Source organism: Thiobacillus sp. SCUT-2 (genome assembly GCF_035621355.1).
Taxonomy (GTDB): domain Bacteria; phylum Pseudomonadota; class Gammaproteobacteria; order Burkholderiales; family Thiobacillaceae; genus Thiobacillus; species Thiobacillus sedimenti.
On the sequence record NZ_CP141769.1, the window covers coordinates 2,651,791 to 2,674,649 of the forward strand.

A 22,859-nucleotide genomic window follows, 5' to 3' on the forward strand; every position below is an offset into this window, starting at 1 on the left:
TTTGTTAAAAGTTACAGCCAAGACTGACAGTTGCTGTGTTCTGCGACCAGATCCACAAAACCGCCGTAATCCACGACATTGACACCGTCCAGCACGCGCCCGGCCATGCCACGCGCCGCCAGATCGGGACCGAGTGCGTAAATCTTGAGGTCAGCTTGTGCTGCCTGGATTTTCGCCGCCACCGGATTGCCCTTGGTCGCAGCGTAGACCGCGTCCTCGATCAGCAAAACGGCGGAACCTTTGGTGGCCAACTTCAGGCAGCTGTCCAGCGAGCTGCGCTCAGAGGCCGATTTGTTCACGATATGCAGCATGTGTATCCCCTTAGAAGCTGATCACGACGTCTTGCTCGGCCATGAGATTCTTCATCTCGTCGTCCGATAGAACGGTCACGTCGACAATCAGGTCATCCTCGGTCAGGCCGCGCGCGTCCATCGAGGAACGGTCGACATAGAGTTTCTCGATGTCGTAGCCTTCCAGCGCACGGTAGGTCTTGGAAAAGTCCTTGACCTCGACACCCTTGGTGTCGATGCCCTTCATCAGCTGGTACACGCCGTCGTCGGTGAACACCAGGCTCACGTCCTGATCGAAAGCAGCGGTAATCAACACCACCTCCAGGCCTTCCAGCGCGTACACGGTACCGTGCGGCGCCTTGCGGTTCAGGAACATGAATTTCTTGACGATGCCGGAGCCGTCGTCTTCCATATCCATATCGCTCATCTCGTTATTCCTCAATCACCGAACGTCACGAGACGATCGTACTGAATACCCATTTCCACCAACTGACCCAGACCGGAAATGCGGAATCCCGGGGCCAGCAGTTCGTCCTTGATGCCGCGACGGAGCGCGGCGGCCACGCACACGACGAGATCGATGCCGTGATCTTCGGCCAGCTTGGACCAGCGCGCGGTGACGTTGCGGTCATCCTGCGGCGGCTCGGCCATGCGCGTCGAGTTGTTCACGCCGTCATGGTAGAAAAAGACACGGGGAATCTTGTGACCCTTCTCGATCGCCGTGCGGGCGAAGAGATAAGCGGAGTCACTGGCCTGATGGTTGTAAGGCCCCTCGTTAATCAGAATGCCGAATTGCATGGCTACTCAAACTCCGAAAAATCCAGTCATTGTTATCAAGCGACCGCCGCAGCCTGGTCGGCCGCGGCGGCGCTGACTACTCCCCGAACCGCTCAGAAGCGGATGTGCGCGGAGGCGTTCAGGTTGTAACGGCCACCACGCCAGTTATCGATGTGATACTTGGTGAAGGGCAGACCGGTCTTCTCGAAGAACGCGGGCCAACCGATACGGTCGATCCAGTCGATCATGCGCTCCCAAGGCTTGCCGTCTTCCTTGTAGGTCGCGAGGATCTTCTTGACCACTTCGGCAACTTCCGGCCAGCGCGGCGCCCTGTTCGGCAGTCCGTTCGCAACCAGCTTGTGGAAGGTCGGCTTGGAACGGGCGTTCGAGTTCTTGCCGCCCACCCAGATCGCGATCTTGGAGTGCTCGGGATCGTTGATCTGCATCGGCGGGCAGGGAGGATAGCAGGCGCCGCAGCAGATACATTTCTTCTCGTCCACTTCCAGCGAGGGCTTGCCGTTCACCAGGGCGGGACGGATCGCAGCCACCGGGCAGCGCGCCACGACGGAAGGACGCTCACACACGTTGGCCACCAGATCGTGGTTGATCTTGGGCGGCTTGGTGTGCTGGACGATGATGGCGATGTCCGCCTGGCCGCCGCAGTTGATCTCGCAGCACGAGGTCGACAGCTTGACGCGGTTAGGCATCTCGCACTTGACAAAGTCGTCGTACAGCTCGTCCATCAGCGCCTTCACCACGCCGGAGGCATCGGTACCAGGGATGTCGCAATGCAGGAAGCCCTGGGTGTGCGCAATCATGGACACCGAGTTCGCGGTGCCACCGATGGGGTAGCCCTTCTCGCTCAGCGCCTTGATCAGCGGCTCGACCTTGGAACCGTCGGCCACCATGTATTCGATGTTGGAACGCGCAGTGAAACGCACGTAACCGTCAGCGTATTGGTCGGCGATGTCAGCCAGCTCGCGGATGGTGTAATGGTCCATCTGGCGTGCCGTGCCGGCCTTGACGGTCCAGATTTCGTCGCCGGACTCGGCGCGGTGGTACAGGACACCCGGCTTCGGGTGGCTGTGGAAAGCCCACTTGCCGTAGTTCTTCACCATCACGGGGTGCATGTAGGGCATCGGATCCGGTGCGCCGGACTCGATAGGCGGACGTAGTTCTGCCATGTTTTATCTCCAACGGATTTAATGCACGGACCCCAGCTCTCGCCGAGGCCCGCGGTAAACGAAACTTAAGCGGCGGACGACTGCTTGTACTCGTTCCACTTCTCGACCTGCTCGTCCCAGTCGTCGGAACGGAAGTAGGGGTTGGAACGCGGCGCATTGATCATGTTGGGATCGACCGGGAGATCCATGCCTTCGAGGAAGTTGGCCAGACCGATGCGGTCGATCATCTCGCCGGTGCGCTCGTGCTCCAGCGCGTTCTCGGCGAAGAAGTCGATGATGTTGCGCGACAGCTCGTTCAGCCGTTCGAAATCCTCGTCCGACTCGAGCTTCATGAACGGGATCACGACCGTACCCATGGTGGCGCCGATCTTCAGCACGCCCTTGCCGCCGACCAGGATGGTCACACCCTTGTCGAGGCCAACACGCAGGCCGCCGGGGATGACGTTCAGGCAATGCATGCAACGGACGCAGTTCTTGTTGTCGATGCACATCGTGTTGCCGTCGCCCAGGTTGGCGGCAGAAATCTTATCACCACCCTTGAATTCGGCGCTGGCAACCAGGGTGATCGCCTTGGTCGGGCACTTGCTGATCACGTCGTTGACCAGACCCTTCATGCCGTGGTCCTTGTAGTAGGCCTGGACCTGCGCCTCATCGACACGGATGTTGTCGCGCCAGGTGCCGATGGTAGCCATGTCGGAGCGCTGGATGGCGTTGACGCAGTCGTTCGGGCAGCCGGAGAACTTGAACTTGAACTTGTAGGGCAGCGACGGACGGTGCATGTCGTCGATGTTGTTGTTGATGACGGTGCGCAGCGCCTTGGCTTCGTCGAAGCAGGAATGCTCGCAGCGCGCAGCGCCGACGCAGGACATCGACGTACGCAGCGCGGGGCCTGCACCACCCAGGTCAAAGCCCATTTCGTTCAGCTCGTCGAACGCCTTCTGGACGTTTTCGGTCTTGACGCCCTGGAACATGATGTCGCCGGACTGGCCATGGAACGCAATCAGGCCCGAACCGCCGGTGGCAGTCCAGACGTCGCACATCTTGCGCAGCAGGTCGGACGTGTAGTGCATGCCGGCGGGCGGCTGGATGCGGAGGGTGTGGAATTCGGCAGCCTCGGGGAACAGCGGCTGATGATTTTCGTCCTTCAGTTCGGTGAAACGGGGAATCACGCCACCACCGTAACCGAACACGCCGACCGTACCGCCCTTCCAGTAACCCTTCATGTCCTTGTAGGACGTTTCCAGCTGACCCATCAGGTCAACCATCATGTCGTTCTCCTTGGCCAGGCGCTTCAGACCCGTCACGAAGCTAGGCCACGGACCGCTCTCGAGCTCGTCCAGATTGGGCGTATCAATCATCTTCTTTGCCATAGTTTTCTCTCCTAGAACATTTCGAAATGCCCGCTCAGCCGATAGCTCAACGGTATTCGACCATCGTATTCGGTTGATGACGGCCGGGCCATCATTCTCATGGGTAAAACGGCTAGCCCATCCCGGTAGGTTCCAACCTACCCATATGGAGTAGGTCGTTTTCCCCAACGCGGTAATGCCTCAACCAGGCAAAGGGTGAGAAATTACGGGCCCGCGACAGGAATAGATAAGCGTATTAAAATATTGTTGCGAACGCAAGCCCATGTTTTTAGCATGGTTGAAATGCGGCGCGACGCCCCAATTCGATCACCACCTGGCTCACGCACGGGCCGGGAATGTTTATATACCTTTAAGACGCCGCTTCGATCAGGTTCAAGACTCCATGCCCGAGATTACCCTCCTAGACAAGATGCGCCTGCCCTTCGGCGGTCAGGAAGTCGAATTCCAGCACCTGACCCACGAAGCAGGCGGCGTTCCGTTCCTGCGCATCCGCATCCGCGAGAACAAGCGCTTCACGATCTTCGACGTCGACCCGGCCAGCGCGCAGCAATGGGCCGAGCTGATGGCGGCGTGGGCCCGCGAGCACGCCGGAGACAAGCCATGACCTGGAGCTTCCCCGAGCACAAGCCCGAGGAATACACGCCGCGCATGGTGGACCTGCAGTTCGATCTGGTGGGCACCACGATCCCCGCGGAAAACGCCCAGCTGCTGGCCGACGCCCTGCTCGGTCTGCTCCCCTGGCTGGGCGAGGATCCCGGCACGGGCATTCAGCATCTCAAGGGTGCCGAGACGAACCAGGGCGACGCCGCGCTCAACATCAACCGGCGGACCAAGCTTTTCATCCGGACGCCGAAGACTCGCGTCGCGGACATGCAGCAGGTCGTCGGCAAGACGCTCCAGCTCGGCGGGCACACGCTGACGCTCGGCGGCTTCAAGACCCGGGAATTCAGTCCGTTCGCCAATATCTACGCCCACTTCGTTGACACTGGCAGCGCCACTGAAGAACAATTCGTACAGGATGTGATGCGCGAACTGGATGGACGCTTCCAGTTGCGCTGCGGCTTCATCTGCGGCAAGCGGCAAAGCCTGCAAAGCGCATCCGGCCCCCTTTACGGCTATAGCCTGATGCTGCACGACGTGCCTCGGCACAAGTCGCTGCAATTGCAGGACGAAGGCATCGGGCGAAACCGTATGCTCGGTTGCGGGATATTCATTCCGCACAAATCCATCGCGCCGGTCGTACCGGACATTTTTTAAACCTGCCGCCGGCATGCCGGCGCATTTAATCAACCCCGAAAGGAGTATGTCATGTCCTATGTTGTGAACGGCCAAGAACTGGAAAGCGGTGAAGAGGACTTCCTGCTGGAAGCCAACTTCAGCGACGAGGTTCCGCCCGTCATCGCCGCCAACGAGAAGATCACGCTGACCGACGAGCACTGGCTGGTCATCCACTGGCTGCGCGAGAAGTACAAGGAAGACGGTCAGACCCCGAACTTCCGCAACATGGTGTCGATGCTCGAGGACGACCATCCCGGCACCGACTGGAAGAAGAAGCTGTACGACCTCTTCCCCAACCAGCCGGCCCGCCAAGGCCCGCGCATCGCCGGCCTGACCAAGCCCTACGGCAAGGGCGGTTACTGATCCAGGGATCAGGATTCAGGGGCCGGGATTCAAGCGCGGCCCCGTGCCGCCCGTCTCCGGACCCCCTGATTCGTGATTCCTGCCCTGCAATTTCGAGCCTATGTTCTCCAATACCCTCGTAACCACTGAAGACCTGGCCGCGCACCTCGACGACCCCAACTGGGTGGTCCTCGATTGCCGCTTCACCCTCACCGACACCGGGGCGGGTCGTCAGGCCTACGAGAAGGCTCACGTCCCGGGTGCACGCTACGTGCATCTGGACAACGACCTGTCGGCGCCGGTCGGAGACAAGACCGGTCGCCATCCGCTGCCCGACCCGCAGGTGCTGAACGAGAAGCTCTGCCAGTGGGGCGTCGGCGTCAACAAGCAGGTCGTCGTCTACGACGACAGCTTCGGCTCGATGGCCGTACGCCTCTGGTGGCTGATGCGCTGGCTCGGCCATCCCGGCGTGGCGCTGCTCGACGGTGGCTATCCCAAGTGGACGCGCGAGAAGCGTCCGGTGACGGCCGAAACCCCGACCGTCCACAAGGCCGCCTGCGCCTGCCTGCCGGAACCCAGCCAGGTCGTCACCGCGGAAGAAATCCTGCGCGCCTCGCAGACCGGCGAGCAGTTGATTCTCGACGCCCGCCCCGACCGCCGTTTCAGCGGCGAATTCGAGCCGCTCGACCCGGTCGCGGGCCACGTGCCCGGCGCGATCAACCGCCCGTTCGAGGACAACCTCGACCTCGACGGCACCTTCCAGCCGCCCGAGGCGCTGCGCGAGGAGTACCAGGCCCTGCTGCAGGGCCGCGCGCCCTGGCAGGTCCTGCACATGTGCGGCTCGGGCGTCACCGCCTGCCACAACGTGCTGGCGATGGAAATCGCCGGTCTTCCCGGTTCCCGCCTCTATCCCGGTTCGTGGAGCGAGTGGATCACCGATCCGTCGCACCCCGTCGCTACAGGAGAATAAGCATGGTCAAACCCGTACGTGTCCGCACCGTCTGGTTCAAGAAGGACGGCGAGCGCAGCGCCGAGGAGATCGCCACCGCGGTCGCTTCGACCGTCTGGCGCGTCGCCGACAAGGCGATCGACAACCTCGGCCGCGAGAACTACGACATCATCACGCCGGCGCGCGGCTTCAAGCTGATCGCCGAGTTCGTCGCGTTCCTGGTGCACTACTGCGACCGCATGGCCTACGCCTCGCTCACGCCTGAGCGCCGCGGCGCGGTGCTGCAGGCGATGGCGAACCGCCTCGGCGAAGTGATGGAAGAGAACATCATCAGCGTCGTCGGCCCGGACCCCAGCCGCAACTTCAAGGCGGAGTTCATCGACTTCCTCAACCGCCGCTTCGCCGACTACGCGGAGTTCGAGTTCCCCGACGACGAGAAGGCCAGCTTCCCGGCGCTGCGTTTCCTCGGCCTGCAGATCCGCGAAGAGATGGGGGACAGCGACAAGACCTGGATCATGGACCAGATCATGGAGATCGAGATGCCCGAGATGATGGGCACCGTGCGGAAGAGCTTCAAGGGCCTGCTCTCCGACGCGCCGGTCCAGCGCGGCTTCGGTTCCCCCGACATGCTGCCTCCGGAATGAATCCTTGACGGCGTCCCCCTTCGATCTCGCCAACGAATCGGGCTACCGCGCCTGGCGCGACGCCCGGCTAGCTGCCTATCCGCGCAGCGCCGATGAACTCGTCGTGCCGCTCGCCGATCCGCGCCAGCTGACCGCGGCCGAGTTCGCCGCGCTCGAAGACCGCTGCGCCCGCGCCAACATGGCGATCTACAGCGCACCGCACCTGCCGGCCGCGGACAAGTCGATCCCCAAGGAGCTCGGGCGCCAGCTCGGCCTCGTACGCCTCGAAGGCAATTACCTCGCCGACGAGGACGGCCTGTCGTCGATCACCCCGGCCGACGATGCCGGCAGCGGCGTGCGCGGCGATTTCATCCCCTACACCCACAAGCCGATCAACTGGCATACCGACGGCTACTACAACGCGCTCGACCGCCGCATCCTCGGCATGACGCTGCACTGTGCGCAGGACGCCGAATCCGGCGGCGAGAACGACCTGCTGGATCACGAGATCGCCTACATCCAGCTGCGCGACGTCAACCCCGACTATGTCGCGGCATTGATGGAGCCTGATGCGATGACGATTCCGGCACGCATGGACGAGGACAACGTCGCGCGCCCCGAACAGTCCGGCCCGGTATTCGCGGTCGACCCGGCCGAGGGCTTCCTCGTCATGCGCTACACCGCGCGCACGCGCTCGATCGTCTGGAAAGCCGACGCCGTCACCCAGGCGGCAGTCAAGACGCTCGCCGACATCCTGGCGAGCTCCGAATACCTCCTGACCGCGCGGCTCGCGCCCGGCATGGGCCTCGTCTGCAACAACGTCCTGCACACCCGCAGCGGATTCACCGATTCCCCCGGCCACCGCCGCCTGCTCTATCGCGGGCGCTACTACGACCGCCTCCGCTTTCCCGCACGCGCAGCTTAGGCGGCGGGTAAAGTAAAATAGCGGTCTTCGTTTTTCGGCCACCTGCCGTCATGCAGCTTCTTACCCTCGGGGTCAATCATCACACTGCACCGCTTGCGATCCGCGAGCGGGTGGCGTTCGGCCCCGACAAACTGGTCGAGGCGCTGCACGACCTCACCGGCAGCCAGCGCGCCTCCGAGGTCGCGATCCTGTCGACCTGCAACCGCACCGAACTCTACGTCAACACGCCTTCGCCCGACGCCGTCGCGCAATGGCTGGCCGACTTCCACCACATCGAGCGGCGCGACCTCGCCCCCTACCTCTACACGCTGCCGCGCGAGAAGGCAGCGCAGCACGCCTTCCGCGTTGCCGCCGGCCTCGACTCGATGGTGCTCGGCGAAACCCAGATCCTCGGCCAGATGAAGCAGGCGGTGCAGGCGGCGGAGGAAGCCGGCACGCTCGGCCTCCTGCTGCACAAGCTGTTCCAGCGCACCTTCTCGGTCGCCAAGGAAGTCCGCACCAGCACCGAGATCGGCGCCAACTCGGTGTCGATGGCCGCCGCCGCGGTGCGGCTCGCCGCGCGCATCTTCCCCGGCATCAAGGAGCAGGCCTGCCTGTTCATCGGCGCCGGCGAGATGATCGAGCTGTGCATGACGCACTTCGCGGCGCAGCACCCGCGGCGCATGACCGTCGCCAACCGCACGGCCGAGCGCGCCCGTCCGCTGGCCGAGCGCTTCGGCGCCGGCGTCATTCCCCTCACCGCGTTGCCGGACGAGGTCGCCTCCTACGACATCATCATCACGTCGACCGCGAGTCCGCTGCCTATCCTCGGCAAGGGCATGCTCGAACGCGCCATCAAGCAACGCCGCCATCGGCCGATCTTCATCGTCGACCTCGCCGTTCCGCGCGACGTCGAGGCCGAGGTCGCCGATATGGACGACATCTTCCTCTACAGCGTCGACGACCTCGGCCAGGTCGTGCGCGAAGGCCTCGACAACCGCGTCGCCCAGGTCGCGCAGGCCGAGGCGATCATCGAGACCAGCGTCGAAACCTTCGTGCACTGGATGGAAGGCCGTGAACTGGTGCCGATCATCCGTGGCCTGCGCGACGCAGCCGAGCGTCACCGCCGCCACGAGATCGAAAAGGCCGAGAAGGCGCTCGCGCGCGGCGACGATCCGCGCGCCGTGCTCGATGCGATGAGCCACGCGCTGTCCAACAAGCTGCTTCACGCGCCGACGCACGCGCTAAACAGCGCCACGCGCGAGGACCGCGAGCAGATCGTCCGCCTCATCAGCCAGCTGTACGGGCTGCATCAGGAATGAAGGCGTCGCTCGCCGGCAAGCTCGCTCGCGCCGACGAGCGGCTGGAGGAACTCGACGCGCTCCTGGCGCAGCCCGAGATCGCCGGGGACATGGACAGCTACCGCAAGCTGTCGCGCGAGCGCGCCGACCTCGATCCGGTGGTCACGCTGTATCGCCAGTACAAGCAGGTCGAGGCCGATCAGAAGACCGCCCGCGACCTGCTCGCCGACCCCGACATGCGCGAGCTCGCCGAAGCCGAGCTCGCCGACGGCGAGGCGAAGATCGCCCGGCTGGAAACCGAACTGCAAACGGCGCTGCTGCCCCGCGACCCCAACGACGAGCGCAACATCTTTCTCGAGATCCGCGCCGGAACGGGCGGCGACGAGTCGGCGCTGTTCGCCGGCAACCTCCTCAGGATGTACACGCGCTACGCCGAGCGCCAGGACTGGAAGGTCGAGATCGTCTCGGAAAACCCGGGCGAGGTCGGCGGCTACAAGGAGATCATCGTCCGCATCGTCGGTCACGGCGCCTACTCGCGCCTCAAGTTCGAGTCCGGCGGCCACCGTGTGCAGCGCGTCCCGGAGACGGAGTCGCAAGGCCGCATCCATACCTCGGCCTGCACCGTCGCGGTGATGCCGGAAGCCGACGAAGTCGGTGAAGTCGACATCAACCCGGCCGACCTCCGGATCGACACCTTCCGTGCCTCCGGCGCCGGCGGCCAGCACATCAACAAGACCGACTCCGCGGTGCGCATCACCCACCTGCCGACGGGCCTCGTAGTCGAGTGCCAGGACGACCGCTCGCAGCACCGCAACCGCGCGCAGGCGATGAGCGTGCTGGCGGCGCGCCTCAAGAACCGCCAGCTGCAGCAGCAGCAGGCAGCGGAAGCGAGCACGCGCAAGAGCCTGATCGGCAGCGGCGACCGCTCCGACCGCATCCGCACCTACAATTTTCCCCAGGGGCGCGTCACCGACCATCGCATCAACCTGACGCTGTACAAGATCGACGCCATGATGGACGGCGACCTCGCCGAACTGCTCGACGCGCTCGCCGCCGAGCACCAGGCCGAGCAGCTTGCAACGCTCGCCGGAGAAAGCTGAACCGTGAGGGACGGGAGTGCCACCGTCGCCCGCCTGCTCGAAGACGCCACGGCCCGCATCGGCACGACGCTTGGACTGGACAGGCGCGAAGCGCGGCTCGAGGCGCGCGTGCTTGCCGCGTTCGCCTGGGACGTGGCGCCGGCCTGGCTCGTCGCCCACGATACCGACATCGTCGAAGACGGCCCGGCTGCGCAGTTCGCCGGCCTGCTCGCGCGCCGGCTGGCCGGCGAACCCGTCGCCTACCTGACCGGCACCCGCGAATTCTTCGGGCGACCGTTCCTGGTCACGCCGGACGTGCTGATCCCCCGCCCCGACACCGAGCTGATCGTCGAGCTCGCGCTCGCGCGCATGCCACCGGAAAGGCCGGTCGACGTGCTCGATCTCGGCACCGGCAGCGGCTGCATCGCGATCACGCTCGCGCTCGAGCGCCCGCTCGCCCGGATCGCCGCGGTCGATCGCTCGCCCGCCGCGCTGACCATCGCGCGACGAAATGCGGAGAAGCTCGACGCCCCCGTCGAATTCATCAACAGCGACTGGTACGAGACGCTCGGCGACCGGCGCTTCGACCTGATCGTCAGCAACCCGCCCTACATTGCCCCGAACGACCCCCATCTTGTCCGGGGCGACGTCCGCTTCGAGCCGCGCTCCGCGCTGACGGCCGATCACGCGGGCCTGGCGGACCTGCGCCGCCTGATCGTCGGCGCGCGGAGGCACCTTCGTCCGCACGGCGCCCTGCTGCTCGAACATGGGCACGATCACGCTGCCGCCGTCCGCCGTCTATTGAGTGCAGCCGGCTTCGACCGTCCGCAAAGCTGGCGGGATCTCGCCGGAATCGAGCGCGTGAGCGGCGGCGGCGTGTCGGAATAATTTACACATCTTCTTCCCTTCGCCCCCCGGCGGTGGCGCCATCCTGCGTCAGACGGGCGTTCGGCGCGGGCACGGTGTATATTGGTGCGATTCTTGCTGCTTTTCCGGACGAATCCCAATAATGACCGAGGCACGCCATGTCTGACCGTACCCCCGATACTCCGGAGACCCCGACCGCTCCCGAACCGGACGCGATCGACCAGTCGCGCCGCAAGCTGACGGGCGCCGCGCTCGGTGCGTCGGCCATCTTCACCCTGGCGAGCCGCCCCGTCTGGGCAAACCAGTGCAGCATTTCCGGCATGGCGTCCGGCAACCTGTCCGCCCCCAAGGTCACCTGCGAAGGCTGCACGCCCGGCTACTGGAAGGTCTGCAACCACTTCGATTCGTGGGGCCCGACCGGCTTCAAGCTCACCGACACCTTCAATTCGGTTTTCGGGGTCACCCAGTACGTCGACTGCAAGGGCACGCCCTACACGCTGCTGGACGTGCTGTACCTGAACGGCAATTCCTATTCGTGCGGCCCGAACGGCAACAAGGACGCCAATCCGAGCGGCCCGCCCCCCGGCTGCACCAACGGCAGTTGCTTTCCCAAGCTCGGTGGCGACCCGATCTCGACCAACCTCGGCTTCCATGCGGTCGCCGCGCTGCTGAACTCGGCCTACCCCAACATGAATTTTGGCTACACGTCCGGCGAACTGATCGCGTTCTTCAAGGCACACTACCTGACCGACCCGGCGGGCCTGAAGAATTCTCTCGCGATGCTCAACGAGCGCCACTGCCCGCTGAACTGAGCCGATGACCCTGCCGCCGCTCTCGCCCTCCCGCCTGCTGAAAGTCTGGGGAGACGAGGCTGTCGTCTACGACACGGAGTCGGGCGATACGCACTACCTGAATCCGCTCACGCTCGCGCTCTACCGCATCTGCGGCGAGCGGGCCAGTTGCCGCGCAACCGACCTTGGCGCCGCCCTGGCGGCGCATTTCGAGGTCGAGGAAACGCCACAACTCGAGGAGCGGGCTGTCGAAGCCTTCGACAGCCTGTGCAGAATCGGCCTCCTCGCAGCGGCATGAAGTTGCTGCAGCTTCCTCGTGCCGACCTGCGTCGGCAGCTCGCCGGTGCCGGCGTGTGGCTCCGCACCGGCCCGTTCTCGCTGCGGGTGCAGTCGCGCGTACCCGCGGTAGCGGAAGGCCTGGCCGAACTCTACGGGCAGTTCGAGATACGCGGCGTGAACGAGGCGTTCGCCGATTTCCACGTGTCGGTCAACCCGCCCGCCAGCCTGCGCCGCTGGCTGCGCCCGCAGGTTCGCTTCTCCTTCGACGGCGTGCACCCGTTCAAGCCGCTGCCGCGCGACCAGGCATTTCCGATGCTCGAATGGGGATTGAACTGGTGCGTCTCGACCCAGGCGCACCATTACCTCGTCATCCACGCAGCGGTCGTCGAAAAGAACGGGCTGGCAGCCATCCTCCCCGCCCCGCCCGGCTCAGGCAAGAGCACGCTCACCGCCGGCCTGGTGCTGTCGGGCTGGCGCCTGCTGTCGGACGAATTGACCCTGATCGACCGCAGAACCGGCCTGATCCAGCCGCTGCCGCGCCCCGTCAGCCTGAAGAACCGCTCGATCGACGTGATCCGCGCCTTCGACCCGGACGCCTACATCAACCGCCCGTCGCATGACACCGTCAAGGGGACGGTCGCCCACATGCGCCCCCCGCGCGAAAGCGTGCTGCGCCAGCACGAGCCCGCGCGCCCCGGCTGGGTGATCTTCCCCAGGTGGGATGCCGGCGCGCCGACCACCCTGGCGCCCCGCTCGCAGGCGCAGACCTTCATGTTCCTGGCACAGAATGCCTTCAACTACAGCCACCTCGGCGCCGACGGCTTCCGCGTCGGCGCCGCCCTGATCGACGAGGTCCACTGCTATGATTTTCATTACAGCGACCTCGACGACGCCATTGCGACCTTCGACCGCCTCGCCGCGCGTCGCCCGTCCTGATACATGCAGCCGCTTTCGCCGATCCTGCTCGCCCGCACGCTTCGCTCGCCGGAACTGGTGAGCCGCTTCTCGCTGGGCGACTGGGATCTGCTGGTGCGGCAGGCGCGTGCCGCCGGACTGCTCGCCCGGCTGGGACACCGGCTGCGCCAGCAGGGTCAGGCGGCGGCCATTCCAGCGGCGGTCCGGTGGCATTTCGACGCTGCCGAGACGCTCGCGAACAAGCAGCGTACCGCGGTGCGCTGGGAGTTGCGGCAGATCCGCAAGGCGCTCGCCAGCGTCGACGGTCCGCTGATCGTCCTCAAGGGTGCGGCCTACGTGGCCGCCGGCCTTCCTGCCGCGGAAGGCCGGCTGTTCAGCGACATCGACATCCTGGTGCCGCGTGAATCCCTGCCGCGGGTGGAAGGCGCGCTGCGCCTGGCCGGCTGGCACGCCACCGGCCTCTCCGAATACGACCAGCGCTACTACCGGCGCTGGATGCATGAAATTCCGCCCCTGCAGCACGCCCAGCGCGACACCGTGATCGATGTGCACCACGCGATCCTGCCCGACACGGCACGCTACCACCCCGACTCCGCCCGGCTGCGCAGCCGCGCCGTCGCGGTGGAGGATTTGCCGGGCATCCTGGTGCTGGCGCCGGAAGACCGCATCCTGCATTCCGCCGCGCACCTGTTCCACGACGGCGAATTGCCGCACGGCTTGCGCGACCTCACCGACCTCGACCTGCTGCTGCGCGAAGCGGCGGCCGCACCGGAATTCTGGCCGCGTCTCGTCGCGCGCGCCGAGGAACTGCAGCTGAGCCGCTCGCTGTTCTACGCCCTGCGCTACCTGCGGCATTTTCTCGATACACCGGTGCCCGACGGCATCGCGGCGAGCCTGGCGCCGTGGGCGCCGGGCCGCCTCACGCTCGCCCTGATGGACCCGATCTTCACTCGCGCCCTGCGACCCGACCATGCGAGCTGCGCCGACACCCTCGCCCCTGCGGCCCGCCTTGCCGCCTTCGTGCGCGCGCACTGGCTGCGCATGCCCGTTCACCTGTTGATCCCGCACCTGTTCCACAAGGCATTCATCAGCCCCTGGCAACGGTCGTTGAAGCCCGCTTGACGACCGATTCTTCGTGCGTATAATTCCCGACTATTCCAGTCAGGTATTACCCAGGAGCCGACCATGACCCCTCTCGACCGCATCCGCGACCAAGTCACCAACAACGCCATCGTGCTGTACATGAAAGGCACGCCCCAGTTTCCGCAGTGCGGCTTCTCGGCGCGCGCCGCCCAGGTGCTGCAGGCCTGCGGCGTCAAGGATTTCCTGGCGGTGAACGTGCTGATGGATCCGGAAATCTTCGAAAACCTGAAGTACTACGCCAACTGGCCGACCTTCCCGCAGTTGTACGTGAAGGGCGAGCTGATCGGCGGCTCCGACATCATGATCGAGATGTACCAGAAGGGCGAAATCCAGAAGCTGCTGGAAGAGGCCCAGACGGCCTGAAGCAGGCTGCGCGCTGACAAGGAAAGCCGACCACGGGTCGGCTTTCTTGTTGGGGCGTCGCTGAAGCAGCCTGCTATTTCGTTTCGTCGCCGTCCGGCGCCGCATCCATCCCGAGCTCGTGGATCTTGCGCGTCAGCGTATTGCGCCCCCAGCCCAGAAGATGCGCGGCCTCGATGCGGCGCCCGCCGGTGTGGCGCAGCGCCACTTCGATCAATGTCTTTTCGTAGGCCTGGGTGAGTTCGTCGAGGATCGCCGCCTCCCCGCGCGCCAGGCGCGCGCCCGCCTCGGCTGCAAGCCGCTGCAGCCAGTCGCCTCCCGCCCTCCCCGCAGCGCCCTGCATCAGGTCGGCCGGCAGATCGCCGACCTCGACCACCTGTCCTGGCGCCATCACGGTCAGGTAGTGGCTGACGTTCTCGAGCTGGCGCACGTTGCCGCTCCACGGCAGATTGACCAGCGCCTTCATCGCGGCTTCCGACACGCCCTTTGCTTCCATGCCCAGTTCGCGCGCACTCTTCTGCATGAAATGCCGCACCAGCAGCGGAATGTCCTCGCGCCGCTCGCGCAAAGGCGGCAGACGCAGGCGGATGACGTTGAGGCGGTGGAACAGGTCCTCGCGAAACAGGCCTTCCCGCACGCGCGTTTCGAGATCCTGATGCGTCGCGGCGATCACCCGCACGTTCACCTTGATCGGCGTATGTCCGCCCACACGGTAGAACTGCCCGTCGGACAGCACGCGCAGCAACCGGGTTTGCAGCTCGGCAGGCATGTCGCCGATCTCGTCGAGGAACAGCGTGCCGCCGTCCGCCTGCTCGAAGCGTCCGCGCCGCTGCGCCGCCGCGCCGGTAAACGCGCCACGCTCGTGGCCGAACAGCTCGGACTCCAGCAGGTCCTTCGGTATCGCCGCGGTGTTCAGCGCGATGAACGGGCCGGCGGCGCGCGGGCTGTGGCGATGCAGCGCGCGCGCCACCAGTTCCTTGCCGCTGCCGGATTCGCCGGTGATGAGCACGGTGGCATGCGACTGCGAAAGCCGCCCGATCGCGCGAAAAACTTCCTGCATCGCCGGCGCCTGGCCGAGGATTTCCGGCGCCGGCGCCTCGCTGCCGGCCGGCACCTCGCGGCTTGCGTTTTCGGCAAGGGCACGGCGCACCAGCTCCAGCGCCTGGTCGACGTCGAACGGCTTGGGCAGGTACTCGAACGCCCCGCTCTGGAAGGCCGCGACGGCGCTATCGAGGTCGGAGTACGCCGTCATGATGATGACCGGCACCTTGGGCAGGCGCTCCTTCAGCGCCTGCAGCAGTTCGAGCCCGGACACGCCGGGCATGCGGATGTCCGACAGCACCGCGGCCGGCGTGCTGCGCTCCAGTTCGCGCAGGGCATCGCTCGCCGCGCTGAAAGTCATGCACGGAATGTCCTCGCGCAGCAGCGCCTTTTCCAGCACCCAGCGGATGGAGCGATCGTCGTCGATGATCCAGACGCAGCTTGGTTTGGACATGGGGATCAGCCTGGCAAGGGAAGGAAAATGGAAAACACGGTGTGGCCCGGCCGGCTCTCGCACTCGATGGTACCGTGGTTCTGCGCGACCAGCGTCTGTGCCACGGCGAGCCCGAGGCCGCTGCCGCCCTCGCGGCCGGACACCAGCGGAAAGAAGATCTGCTCGCGGATCGCGTCCGGGATGCCGGGGCCGTTGTCGATGATCTCGACGCGCATGCCGAGCTGATACTTGCGGCTTTCGAGCGTGATCTGGCGCGCCACGCGCGTCTTGAAGACGATCTCGCCCTGGCCATGCCCGTTTCCGTGCCCATGCCCGTTTCCGTGCATTGCCTGCACGGCGTTGCGCGCGATGTTGAGCGTGGCCTGGATCAGCTGTTCGGCGTCGGCGCGGATTTCCGGCAGGCTGAGGTCGTAATCGCGCCGCAGCGTCACGCTCGGCGTCTCGGCGAGGATCAGGCTGCGCACGCGCTCCAGCACCTCGTGGATGTTCACTGCACCAAATCGGGGCGCACGGTGCGGCGTCAACAGCCGCTCCATCAGCGACTGCAGGCGATCCGATTCCTTGATGATGACCTGGGTGTATTCGCGCAGGCTCTCGCGCGGCAGCTCGTGTTCCAGCAGCTGCGCTGCGCCGCGGATGCCGCCGAGCGGATTCTTGATTTCATGGGCGAGATTGCGCAGCAGCTCGCGGTTCGCTTCCTGCTGCAGCCGGGTCTGCTCCAGGCGCGCGATGCGCAGGTGCGGATCGACGGCGCGCATTTCGATCAGCACCGCGTGCGCGGGCCGCTCGAGCGGCGACACGCTGCAGCCTACGCGGATCGGCGGATGCCCGCTCACCACCACGTCGAGCTCGTATTCGATCACGGTTTCCTGCTGGCTGCGCGCGGTCTGGATGGCCGCCAGCAGCTCGAGGCTGCGCTCGAAAACGCTCGCCGCCGCGGCGCCCACCAGCAGCACGCCGGACACGCCGAGGAGCGTCTCCGCGGCCGGATTGACGTAGCCGATCCGATCTTCCGCGTCCAGCACCAGGGCGCCGGTGGACAGGCAGTCCAGCCCGGAAAACTCGATTGGCGAGAACGATGGCATGCTCATGCGCTTATCTCAAGCACTGATTGTGCCAGAGCACGGCCGACCTGGCGCACCCCTCTGGCCGCCCTGCGGCGGCCTACTTCAGGTTGGCGAGTTCGCGCCGGATATCGGCGATGTTCTGCTCGTGCTGCTGCAGCGTGGCGCGCAATTTGTTCACGCGGTTGGCGTAGGAGGCATCGGTCGCGCGTTCGCCCGGCTGCAGCCGTTCGCCGAGCTTGAGCTGGCGGCGCGCCTCGTCGGCGTCGCGCTGCTCGCTTGCGATCTCGTCCTGCAGCACCTGGCGCCGCACATCGTCACGCCGTTTCTGGGTGGCCGGGTCGATGCGAGGAAAGCCGGCCGGACTCGGCGCGTACGAGGCGCGCTTGGCGGCATTGCCCTTGCCCGGCACCGGACCGGGCGCACCCGGCAAGTCGACGCGCCTGGCGCCCTTGCGGTAGACATCGGTGAAGGTGACCTGGCCGTTCTCGTCGACGTACTTGTAGATTTCCGCCTGCGCGGAAGCAGACAGCAGCAATCCGAACAGCAGGAACAGGCGTGCGGTGGGCATGAGTCGGAAGAGTTTAGCGTACCCGATAGCTAACGGACAGGCGCGGGCGATCTTGATAGGCAGCGCATCCGGCACGGGAGGTCCAGACAAACGCCCCAAATAAAAAGGGGCAGCCGAAGCTGCCCCTTGTGCTGCGTGCGCCCCGCTTACAGCGAGTAGTACATCGCGAATTCGACCGGATGCGTGGTCATGCGGAACTTGGTGACCTCCTCCATCTTCAGCGTGATGTAGGCGTCGATCATGTCGTTGGTGAACACGCCGCCACGGGTCAGGAACTCGCGGTCCTTGTCGAGCTCTTCCAGCGCCATTTCCAGGCTGTGGCACACCTTCGGGATCTTCGCGTCCTCTTCCGGCGGCAGGTCGTAGAGATCCTTGTCGCCCGGATCGCCGGGGTGGATCTTGTTCTGGATGCCGTCGAGGCCGGCCATCATCAGCGCGGCGAACGCCAGGTAGGGGTTGGCGGTGGGATCCGGGAAACGCACCTCGATGCGGCGGGCCTTCTCGCTGGCGGCGATCGGAATGCGGATCGAGGCGGAGCGGTTGCGCGCCGAGTAGGCCAGCATCACCGGGGCTTCGAAGCCGGGGACCAGACGCTTGTACGAGTTGGTCGACGGGTTGGTGATCGCGTTCAGCGCCTTGGCGTGCTTGATCACGCCGCCGATGTAGTACAGCGCGGTCTCGGACAGGCCGGCGTAACCGTTGCCGGCGAACATGTTCTTGCCGTCCTTCCACAGCGACATGTGCACGTGCATGCCGGAGCCGTTGTCGCCGACGATCGGCTTGGGCATGAAGGTCGCGGTCTTGCCGTAGGCGTGGGCGACGTTGTGCACGATGTACTTGAGGATCTGGGTCCAGTCGGCGCGCTTGGTCAGCGTGTTGAACACGGTGCCGATCTCGCACTGGCCGGCGGTCGCCACTTCGTGGTGGAACACTTCGACCGGCACGCCGGCTTCTTCCAGCGCCATCACCATGGCGGCGCGGATGTCCTGCAGGCTGTCGACCGGGGGCACAGGGAAGTAGCCGCCCTTGACGCCGGGACGATGGCCCGTGTTGCCGTTCTCGAACTTCTCGGCGGACGACCAGGCGGCCTCTTCCGAGTTGATCTTCACGCCGCAGCCCGACATGTTGTCGTGCCAGGTGATCGAGTCGAAGATGAAGAACTCGGGCTCGGGGCCGAAGTAGGCGGTGTCGGCGATGCCGGTCGACTTCAGGTAGGCCTCGGCGCGCTTGGCGACCGAACGCGGATCACGCTCGTAGCCCTTGCCGTCGGACGGCTCGATGACGTCGCAGGTCAGGATCAGGGTGGGCTCGTCGAAGAACGGGTCCATGTAGGCCGAATTCGGGTCGGCCTTCAGCAGCATGTCGGAGGCCTGGATGCCCTTCCAGCCGGCGATCGAGGAGCCGTCGAAGGGGTGGCCGTCCTCGAACCAGTCTTCGGTGACGATGCGCGAGGGAATGGAGACGTGCTGCTCCTTGCCACGCGTATCGGTAAAGCGCAGATCGACGAACTTGATTTCCTCGTCCTTGATTCTCTTGATGACATCGGCCACGGCCATGCTGAATCTCCTTGATACTGAATAAATGGGATGACGAAACGATAGGTAGCGCCCAAGACGAATGCAAACTTAGCAGCAACCGTGCCATGTGTGAAAAGCGGCATCGGGCATTGTGCCACAAGGCCCGGGCGGGAAGATAGGCCGATCCGCGCGTGTCGATCCGCACCAAAACAGCGCCCCCAATTCAGACCACGCACCGTTTTGGTGCGCGTTGCATCGAACAGGCCCTTGGATATACTGAAACGAAACCACCGGAACCGCATCATGGGACGCATCACCGAGCTGCTCGACACCGCCCACAGCCGCAGCCAGGCGAATTCCTGGCCCTATGCCGGCGCGCTGCTGCCCCATGAAGCCCACGAACTGCTGCAACTCGCCCCCGGCGCCCGCCTCGTCGACGTGCGCTCGCGCGCCGAGCTCGAACTCACCGGCACCATCCCCGGCGCGCTCCATGTCGAATGGCAATCCTGGCCCGGCTGGGTGCTGAACCCGCATTTCCTCGCGCAACTCGCGCAGGCGACCGACCCCGAGTCGCTGCTCTTCTTCATCTGCCGCAGCGGACACCGCTCGCACCGCGCCGCCCAGCTCTGCGCCGAATCCGGCCGCAACCACTGCTACAACGTCCTCGAAGGTTTCGAGGGCGACCTCAACAAGACCACCGGCCACCGCAGCGAACTCAACGGCTGGAAGCGGCGCGAGCTGCCCTGGTCGCAAATCTGACCCGCACGCACGCCAACGCGCCATCCGGCGCCGGCAGCGGCTAGAATACGGCCGCCATGACCGACCGCTACGCCGTATTCGGGCACCCGATCGCCCACTCCAAGTCGCCGCTGATCCATGCCGCCTTCGCCCGCCAGACCGGGCAGGACATGACGTACGAGGCCATCCTCGCGCCGCTCGACGGCTTTGCCGCCAGCGTCGCCGCCTTCGCCGCCGCGGGCGGACGCGGCGCCAACGTCACCGTGCCGTTCAAGGAACAGGCCTACCAGCTCGCCGACCGCCTGACGCCGCGCGCCCAGCGCGCGGGGGCGGTCAACACGCTGAAGTTCGAAGCCGGTGGCACCCTCGGCGACAACACCGACGGCGCCGGCCTCGTCGCCGACCTCACGCGCAACCTCAAGCGCACGCTCGCCGGCAAGCGCATCCTGCTGCTCGGCGCCGGCGGCGCCGCGCGCGGCGCCATCGAACCGCTGCTCGACCAGAATCCCGCGGCGCTCGTCGTCGCCAACCGCACCGTCAGCCGCGCCGAGGAACTCGCCGCGCTGTTCGGGCGCGGCGTCGTCGCCAGCGGCTTCGACGGCCTCGACACGCCCTTCGACCTCGTCGTCAACGCCACCGCGGCGAGCCTCGCCGGCGAACTGCCGCCGCTCTCGCCCGCGCTGTTCACCGCCGACACCCTCGCCTACGACATGATGTACGGCCGCGACACGCCCTTCCTCGACTTCGCGCGCCGCCACGGCGCCGCCACCGCCGACGGCCTCGGCATGCTGGTCGAGCAGGCCGCCGAGGCCTTCCTGCTGTGGCGCGGCATGCGCCCCGACACCGCGCCCGTCATCGCGAGCCTGCGCGCAGCATGAGGAAACTGTTCGGCTGGATCGGCAAGGGCATCGCCGCCGCGATCGTCCTCGTGCTGCTGTACCAGGCGTGGCTGTTCGCCCATGTGCTGTGGTGGATCGACCACAACCCCGGCATGACCTCGTTCATGGAAGCCGGTCTCGCCCGCCAGCAGGAAAAGAACCCCGACGCCGGGCTGCGCCACAGGTGGGTGCCCTACGACCGCATCTCGATCCACCTGAAACGCGCCATCGTCGCCGCCGAGGACGCCAAGTTCCTCACCCACGAAGGCTTCGACGTCGAAGGCATCCAGGCCGCCGTCGAGAAGAACCTGAAGAAAGGGCGGCTGGTCGCCGGCGGCTCCACCATCAGCCAGCAGCTCGCCAAGAACCTGTTCCTTTCCGGCGAGCGCAGCTTCATTCGCAAGGGCCAGGAGGCGATCATCACCCTGATGATCGAAGCCACCTGGAGCAAGCGCCGCATCCTCGAGGTCTACCTCAACGTCATCGAATGGGGCAACGGCATCTACGGCGCCGAAGCCGCCGCCCGCCGCTACTACAAGGTCCCCGCCGCCGCCCTCGGCCCCGAGCAGGCCGCGCGCCTCGCGGCGATGGTGCCCAACCCGCGCTGGTACGAGAACCACCGCAGCTCGCGCGCGTATCAGAAGCGCGTCGTGGTCATCAGCCGGTATATGTGGAGTGCGCAGGTGCCGCGGTGAGGATTACGCACCGGCCGATCAGCGTTCCCTCAAGCTCTCACTTGTTGCCTGTATCAGCGGACTCAGGAAATACTCGATCACCCGTCGTGTACCGGTCTTGACCTCGACCGTCACGGCCATGCCCGGGGAAAGCCGCACTAATTTGTTCTCCACCCGCAACGTATCCTGGGCCAGCTTCACCCGCGTCGAATAAATCAGTCCCCGGTTTTCGTCCTGAATCGCATCGGATGACACCTGGGCAACCTTGCCATGCAGCGTGCCGTACTTGGTGAAGGGGAAGGTCTCCACTTTTATCTCGGCGTCCTGCCCAGGGTTTACGAATCCAATATCCTTGTTGGGCAGCATCGCCTCAACTTCCAGGACATTCTCTTTGGGTACGATCACCATCAAGGGCTGGGCTGGCGTGACCACCCCACCCACCGTATTGATGGCCAGTTGCTGTACGGTTCCTGCCACCGGCGCAGTCAGGTGCATCAAGCGGCTACGCTGTTCCGCCTTCACCAGCTCCTGTTCAAGCGATGCGGCTTTTTGCGTCGCTAAATTGAATTGCTCCAGAAGTTGCCGCCGGGTTTCGGCAGTGAGCGTGGCCTGCTGGCGTTGTGCTTCCATCTGCGCGGCACGGATTTCCGTAAGCTTGGCACGGCTGGCAGCCAGATCCTGCTCCTGCTCGATTCGAGCCTGCTCACGTTCGAGATAACCATACTTGGAAATGAAATTTTCTCTCGCCAATCTCTGATAGTCCTGCGCGCGCTGGCGTGCGATGGGCGCAGTTTGTTCGAGCTTGGTTACCTGCTCCTGGGTTGTGTGGAACTCTGCCTTATGACGCGCAATCTCGGACTGCAATTGCAGCTGGCGCGCCTCGTATTCCTGAAATTGGCTGGAAACCTGACCTTGCTCGGCAAGCATGCGAGCCGCATCCACACCGTCGATCGCCTTTGATTTTGATACATCAAGTTGTGGCGGCTTTCCGCTCGCCATAGCGAACAACATGGCTTGTGCACGCAGCGCTTCCAACCGCGCGCTTAAGGCTTCATTGCGAAGCCGCTCGCTGTCGGCTGTAGCGGTCGTAGCATCAAGCTCGATCAACACTTGCCCTGCCTCGACAAGCTGGCCGTCCCGCACATAAATTGCCTTGACCACGGCGGTTTCCATTGGCTGGATGACTTTGGTGCGGTCGCTGGGAATGATCTTGCCGACGGCTGTAGCCACGACATCGATGCGGCCCAACACGGCCCACATCAATGCGATCAGGGCAAACGCCATGATCATCCAAAGCGTGATGCGTGGCAGAGGATGCACAGGCGTATCTCGCAAGGATAGTGCCGCAGGCAGAAATTGAGCTTCATGGAGCCGCAGGGACGGGCTACCCATTTCCTTGCGCCGCGCCCAGGCGTGGCGAAAGACTGTGGCATAACGCGCCCAAAGATGGGCTATAGCGTGTCGCTTCAT

The 22,859-nt window shown here is 65.1% G+C and carries 27 protein-coding genes; 17 read left to right on the forward strand and 10 right to left on the reverse strand.

Translation table 11 applies throughout. From position 1 onward, the window contains the following. Positions 1–11: 11 nt before the first annotated feature. The 5 genes from tusB to dsrA form a co-directional block, all read right to left on the reverse strand. Positions 12–311 (reverse strand): sulfurtransferase complex subunit TusB, encoded by a 300-nt coding sequence (gene tusB, locus VA613_RS13240; RefSeq protein WP_324779488.1) that lies wholly within the window; start codon positions 309–311, stop codon positions 12–14. A 10-nt stretch (positions 312–321) separates the two neighbouring features. After that, the gene (gene tusC / locus VA613_RS13245) at positions 322–717 is read right to left on the reverse strand and encodes a sulfurtransferase complex subunit TusC (RefSeq protein WP_324779489.1); all 396 of its coding nucleotides are present in this window, start codon (positions 715–717) and stop codon (positions 322–324) included. Positions 718–728: 11 nt separating this feature from the next. After that, a complete protein-coding gene (gene tusD, locus VA613_RS13250) occupies positions 729–1,088 on the reverse strand; it encodes a sulfurtransferase complex subunit TusD (RefSeq protein WP_324779490.1) in 360 nt (119 codons plus the stop codon). A 92-nt stretch (positions 1,089–1,180) separates the two neighbouring features. After that, positions 1,181–2,251, reverse strand: a complete 1,071-nt coding sequence (gene dsrB, locus VA613_RS13255; RefSeq protein WP_324779491.1) for a dissimilatory-type sulfite reductase subunit beta — start codon at positions 2,249–2,251, stop codon at positions 1,181–1,183. Positions 2,252–2,316: 65 nt separating this feature from the next. Beyond that, on the reverse strand, positions 2,317–3,621 hold the full coding sequence (gene dsrA, locus VA613_RS13260; protein ID WP_324779492.1) for a dissimilatory-type sulfite reductase subunit alpha: 1,305 nt from the start codon (positions 3,619–3,621) through the stop codon (positions 2,317–2,319). A gap of 382 nt (positions 3,622–4,003) precedes the next feature. Between dsrA and VA613_RS13265 the strand changes: the two genes are divergently transcribed. From VA613_RS13265 to grxD, 14 genes are all read left to right on the forward strand, one after another. Further along, on the forward strand, positions 4,004–4,225 hold the full coding sequence (locus VA613_RS13265; protein WP_324779493.1) for a DUF6967 family protein: 222 nt from the start codon (positions 4,004–4,006) through the stop codon (positions 4,223–4,225). Then, positions 4,222–4,878 carry a type I-MYXAN CRISPR-associated protein Cas6/Cmx6 gene (gene cas6 / locus VA613_RS13270; protein ID WP_324779494.1) on the forward strand — a complete coding sequence of 219 codons (657 nt, stop codon included), beginning with the start codon at positions 4,222–4,224 and terminating at the stop codon, positions 4,876–4,878. Before VA613_RS13265 ends, cas6 begins: the two co-directional genes overlap by 4 nt. Positions 4,879–4,929: 51 nt before the next feature. After that, positions 4,930–5,262, forward strand: coding sequence for a TusE/DsrC/DsvC family sulfur relay protein (locus VA613_RS13275; protein WP_324779495.1), 333 nt, complete (start codon positions 4,930–4,932; stop codon positions 5,260–5,262). A 100-nt stretch (positions 5,263–5,362) separates the two neighbouring features. After that, positions 5,363–6,211: a sulfurtransferase gene (locus tag VA613_RS13280; RefSeq protein ID WP_324779496.1), complete on the forward strand. Its 849-nt coding sequence runs from the start codon at positions 5,363–5,365 to the stop codon at positions 6,209–6,211. 2 nt (positions 6,212–6,213) lie between these two features. Next, on the forward strand, positions 6,214–6,834 hold the full coding sequence (locus VA613_RS13285; RefSeq protein WP_324779497.1) for a hypothetical protein: 621 nt from the start codon (positions 6,214–6,216) through the stop codon (positions 6,832–6,834). 4 nt (positions 6,835–6,838) lie between these two features. Next, on the forward strand, positions 6,839–7,738 hold the full coding sequence (locus VA613_RS13290) for a TauD/TfdA family dioxygenase (RefSeq protein ID WP_324779498.1): 900 nt from the start codon (positions 6,839–6,841) through the stop codon (positions 7,736–7,738). A gap of 50 nt (positions 7,739–7,788) precedes the next feature. Continuing rightward, on the forward strand, positions 7,789–9,039 hold the full coding sequence (gene hemA / locus VA613_RS13295; RefSeq protein WP_324779499.1) for a glutamyl-tRNA reductase: 1,251 nt from the start codon (positions 7,789–7,791) through the stop codon (positions 9,037–9,039). Continuing rightward, a complete protein-coding gene (gene prfA, locus VA613_RS13300) occupies positions 9,036–10,118 on the forward strand; it encodes a peptide chain release factor 1 (RefSeq protein WP_324779500.1) in 1,083 nt (360 codons plus the stop codon). Before hemA ends, prfA begins: the two co-directional genes overlap by 4 nt. Before the next feature lie 3 nt (positions 10,119–10,121). Next, the gene (gene prmC / locus VA613_RS13305; protein ID WP_324779501.1) at positions 10,122–10,985 is read left to right on the forward strand and encodes a peptide chain release factor N(5)-glutamine methyltransferase; all 864 of its coding nucleotides are present in this window, start codon (positions 10,122–10,124) and stop codon (positions 10,983–10,985) included. Between the two features lie 137 nt (positions 10,986–11,122). Beyond that, a complete protein-coding gene (locus tag VA613_RS13310; RefSeq protein WP_324779502.1) occupies positions 11,123–11,776 on the forward strand; it encodes a hypothetical protein in 654 nt (217 codons plus the stop codon). Between the two features lie 4 nt (positions 11,777–11,780). Beyond that, positions 11,781–12,053 (forward strand): HPr-rel-A system PqqD family peptide chaperone, encoded by a 273-nt coding sequence (locus VA613_RS13315; RefSeq protein ID WP_324779503.1) that lies wholly within the window; start codon positions 11,781–11,783, stop codon positions 12,051–12,053. Then, complete coding sequence (locus tag VA613_RS13320; protein ID WP_324779504.1) at positions 12,050–12,970, forward strand: HprK-related kinase A; 921 nt, start codon at positions 12,050–12,052, stop codon at positions 12,968–12,970. Before VA613_RS13315 ends, VA613_RS13320 begins: the two co-directional genes overlap by 4 nt. Before the next feature lie 3 nt (positions 12,971–12,973). Further along, positions 12,974–14,071, forward strand: a complete 1,098-nt coding sequence (locus VA613_RS13325) for a nucleotidyltransferase domain-containing protein (protein ID WP_324779505.1) — start codon at positions 12,974–12,976, stop codon at positions 14,069–14,071. 63 nt (positions 14,072–14,134) lie between these two features. Then, positions 14,135–14,455, forward strand: coding sequence for a Grx4 family monothiol glutaredoxin (gene grxD, locus VA613_RS13330; protein WP_324779506.1), 321 nt, complete (start codon positions 14,135–14,137; stop codon positions 14,453–14,455). 73 nt (positions 14,456–14,528) lie between these two features. Here grxD and ntrC read toward each other — a convergent pair whose 3' ends face one another. The 4 genes from ntrC to glnA form a co-directional block, all read right to left on the reverse strand. Beyond that, positions 14,529–15,947 (reverse strand): nitrogen regulation protein NR(I), encoded by a 1,419-nt coding sequence (gene ntrC / locus VA613_RS13335; RefSeq protein WP_324779507.1) that lies wholly within the window; start codon positions 15,945–15,947, stop codon positions 14,529–14,531. Positions 15,948–15,952: 5 nt separating this feature from the next. Next, positions 15,953–17,038 (reverse strand): nitrogen regulation protein NR(II), encoded by a 1,086-nt coding sequence (gene glnL, locus VA613_RS13340; RefSeq protein WP_324779508.1) that lies wholly within the window; start codon positions 17,036–17,038, stop codon positions 15,953–15,955. 73 nt (positions 17,039–17,111) lie between these two features. After that, the gene (locus tag VA613_RS13345) at positions 17,112–17,582 is read right to left on the reverse strand and encodes a DUF4124 domain-containing protein (RefSeq protein WP_324779509.1); all 471 of its coding nucleotides are present in this window, start codon (positions 17,580–17,582) and stop codon (positions 17,112–17,114) included. Between the two features lie 146 nt (positions 17,583–17,728). Then, positions 17,729–19,138, reverse strand: coding sequence for a type I glutamate--ammonia ligase (gene glnA / locus VA613_RS13350; protein WP_324779510.1), 1,410 nt, complete (start codon positions 19,136–19,138; stop codon positions 17,729–17,731). A gap of 264 nt (positions 19,139–19,402) precedes the next feature. On the opposite strand from glnA, the gene VA613_RS13355 reads away from it, so the two are divergent. Genes VA613_RS13355 through mtgA form a run of 3 tightly spaced genes read left to right on the forward strand, consistent with a single transcriptional unit; the run spans position 19,403 to position 21,410 of the window. Then, positions 19,403–19,858, forward strand: a complete 456-nt coding sequence (locus tag VA613_RS13355) for a rhodanese-like domain-containing protein (protein ID WP_324779511.1) — start codon at positions 19,403–19,405, stop codon at positions 19,856–19,858. 56 nt (positions 19,859–19,914) lie between these two features. Continuing rightward, entirely contained in the window at positions 19,915–20,715 is an 801-nt protein-coding gene (gene aroE / locus VA613_RS13360; RefSeq protein WP_324779512.1) for a shikimate dehydrogenase, read from the forward strand. Further along, positions 20,712–21,410 carry a monofunctional biosynthetic peptidoglycan transglycosylase gene (gene mtgA / locus VA613_RS13365; RefSeq protein ID WP_324779513.1) on the forward strand — a complete coding sequence of 233 codons (699 nt, stop codon included), beginning with the start codon at positions 20,712–20,714 and terminating at the stop codon, positions 21,408–21,410. Before aroE ends, mtgA begins: the two co-directional genes overlap by 4 nt. A gap of 18 nt (positions 21,411–21,428) precedes the next feature. On the opposite strand, the gene VA613_RS13370 is transcribed toward mtgA, so the two are convergent. Beyond that, positions 21,429–22,859 (reverse strand): HlyD family type I secretion periplasmic adaptor subunit, encoded by a 1,431-nt coding sequence (locus tag VA613_RS13370; protein ID WP_324779514.1) that lies wholly within the window; start codon positions 22,857–22,859, stop codon positions 21,429–21,431.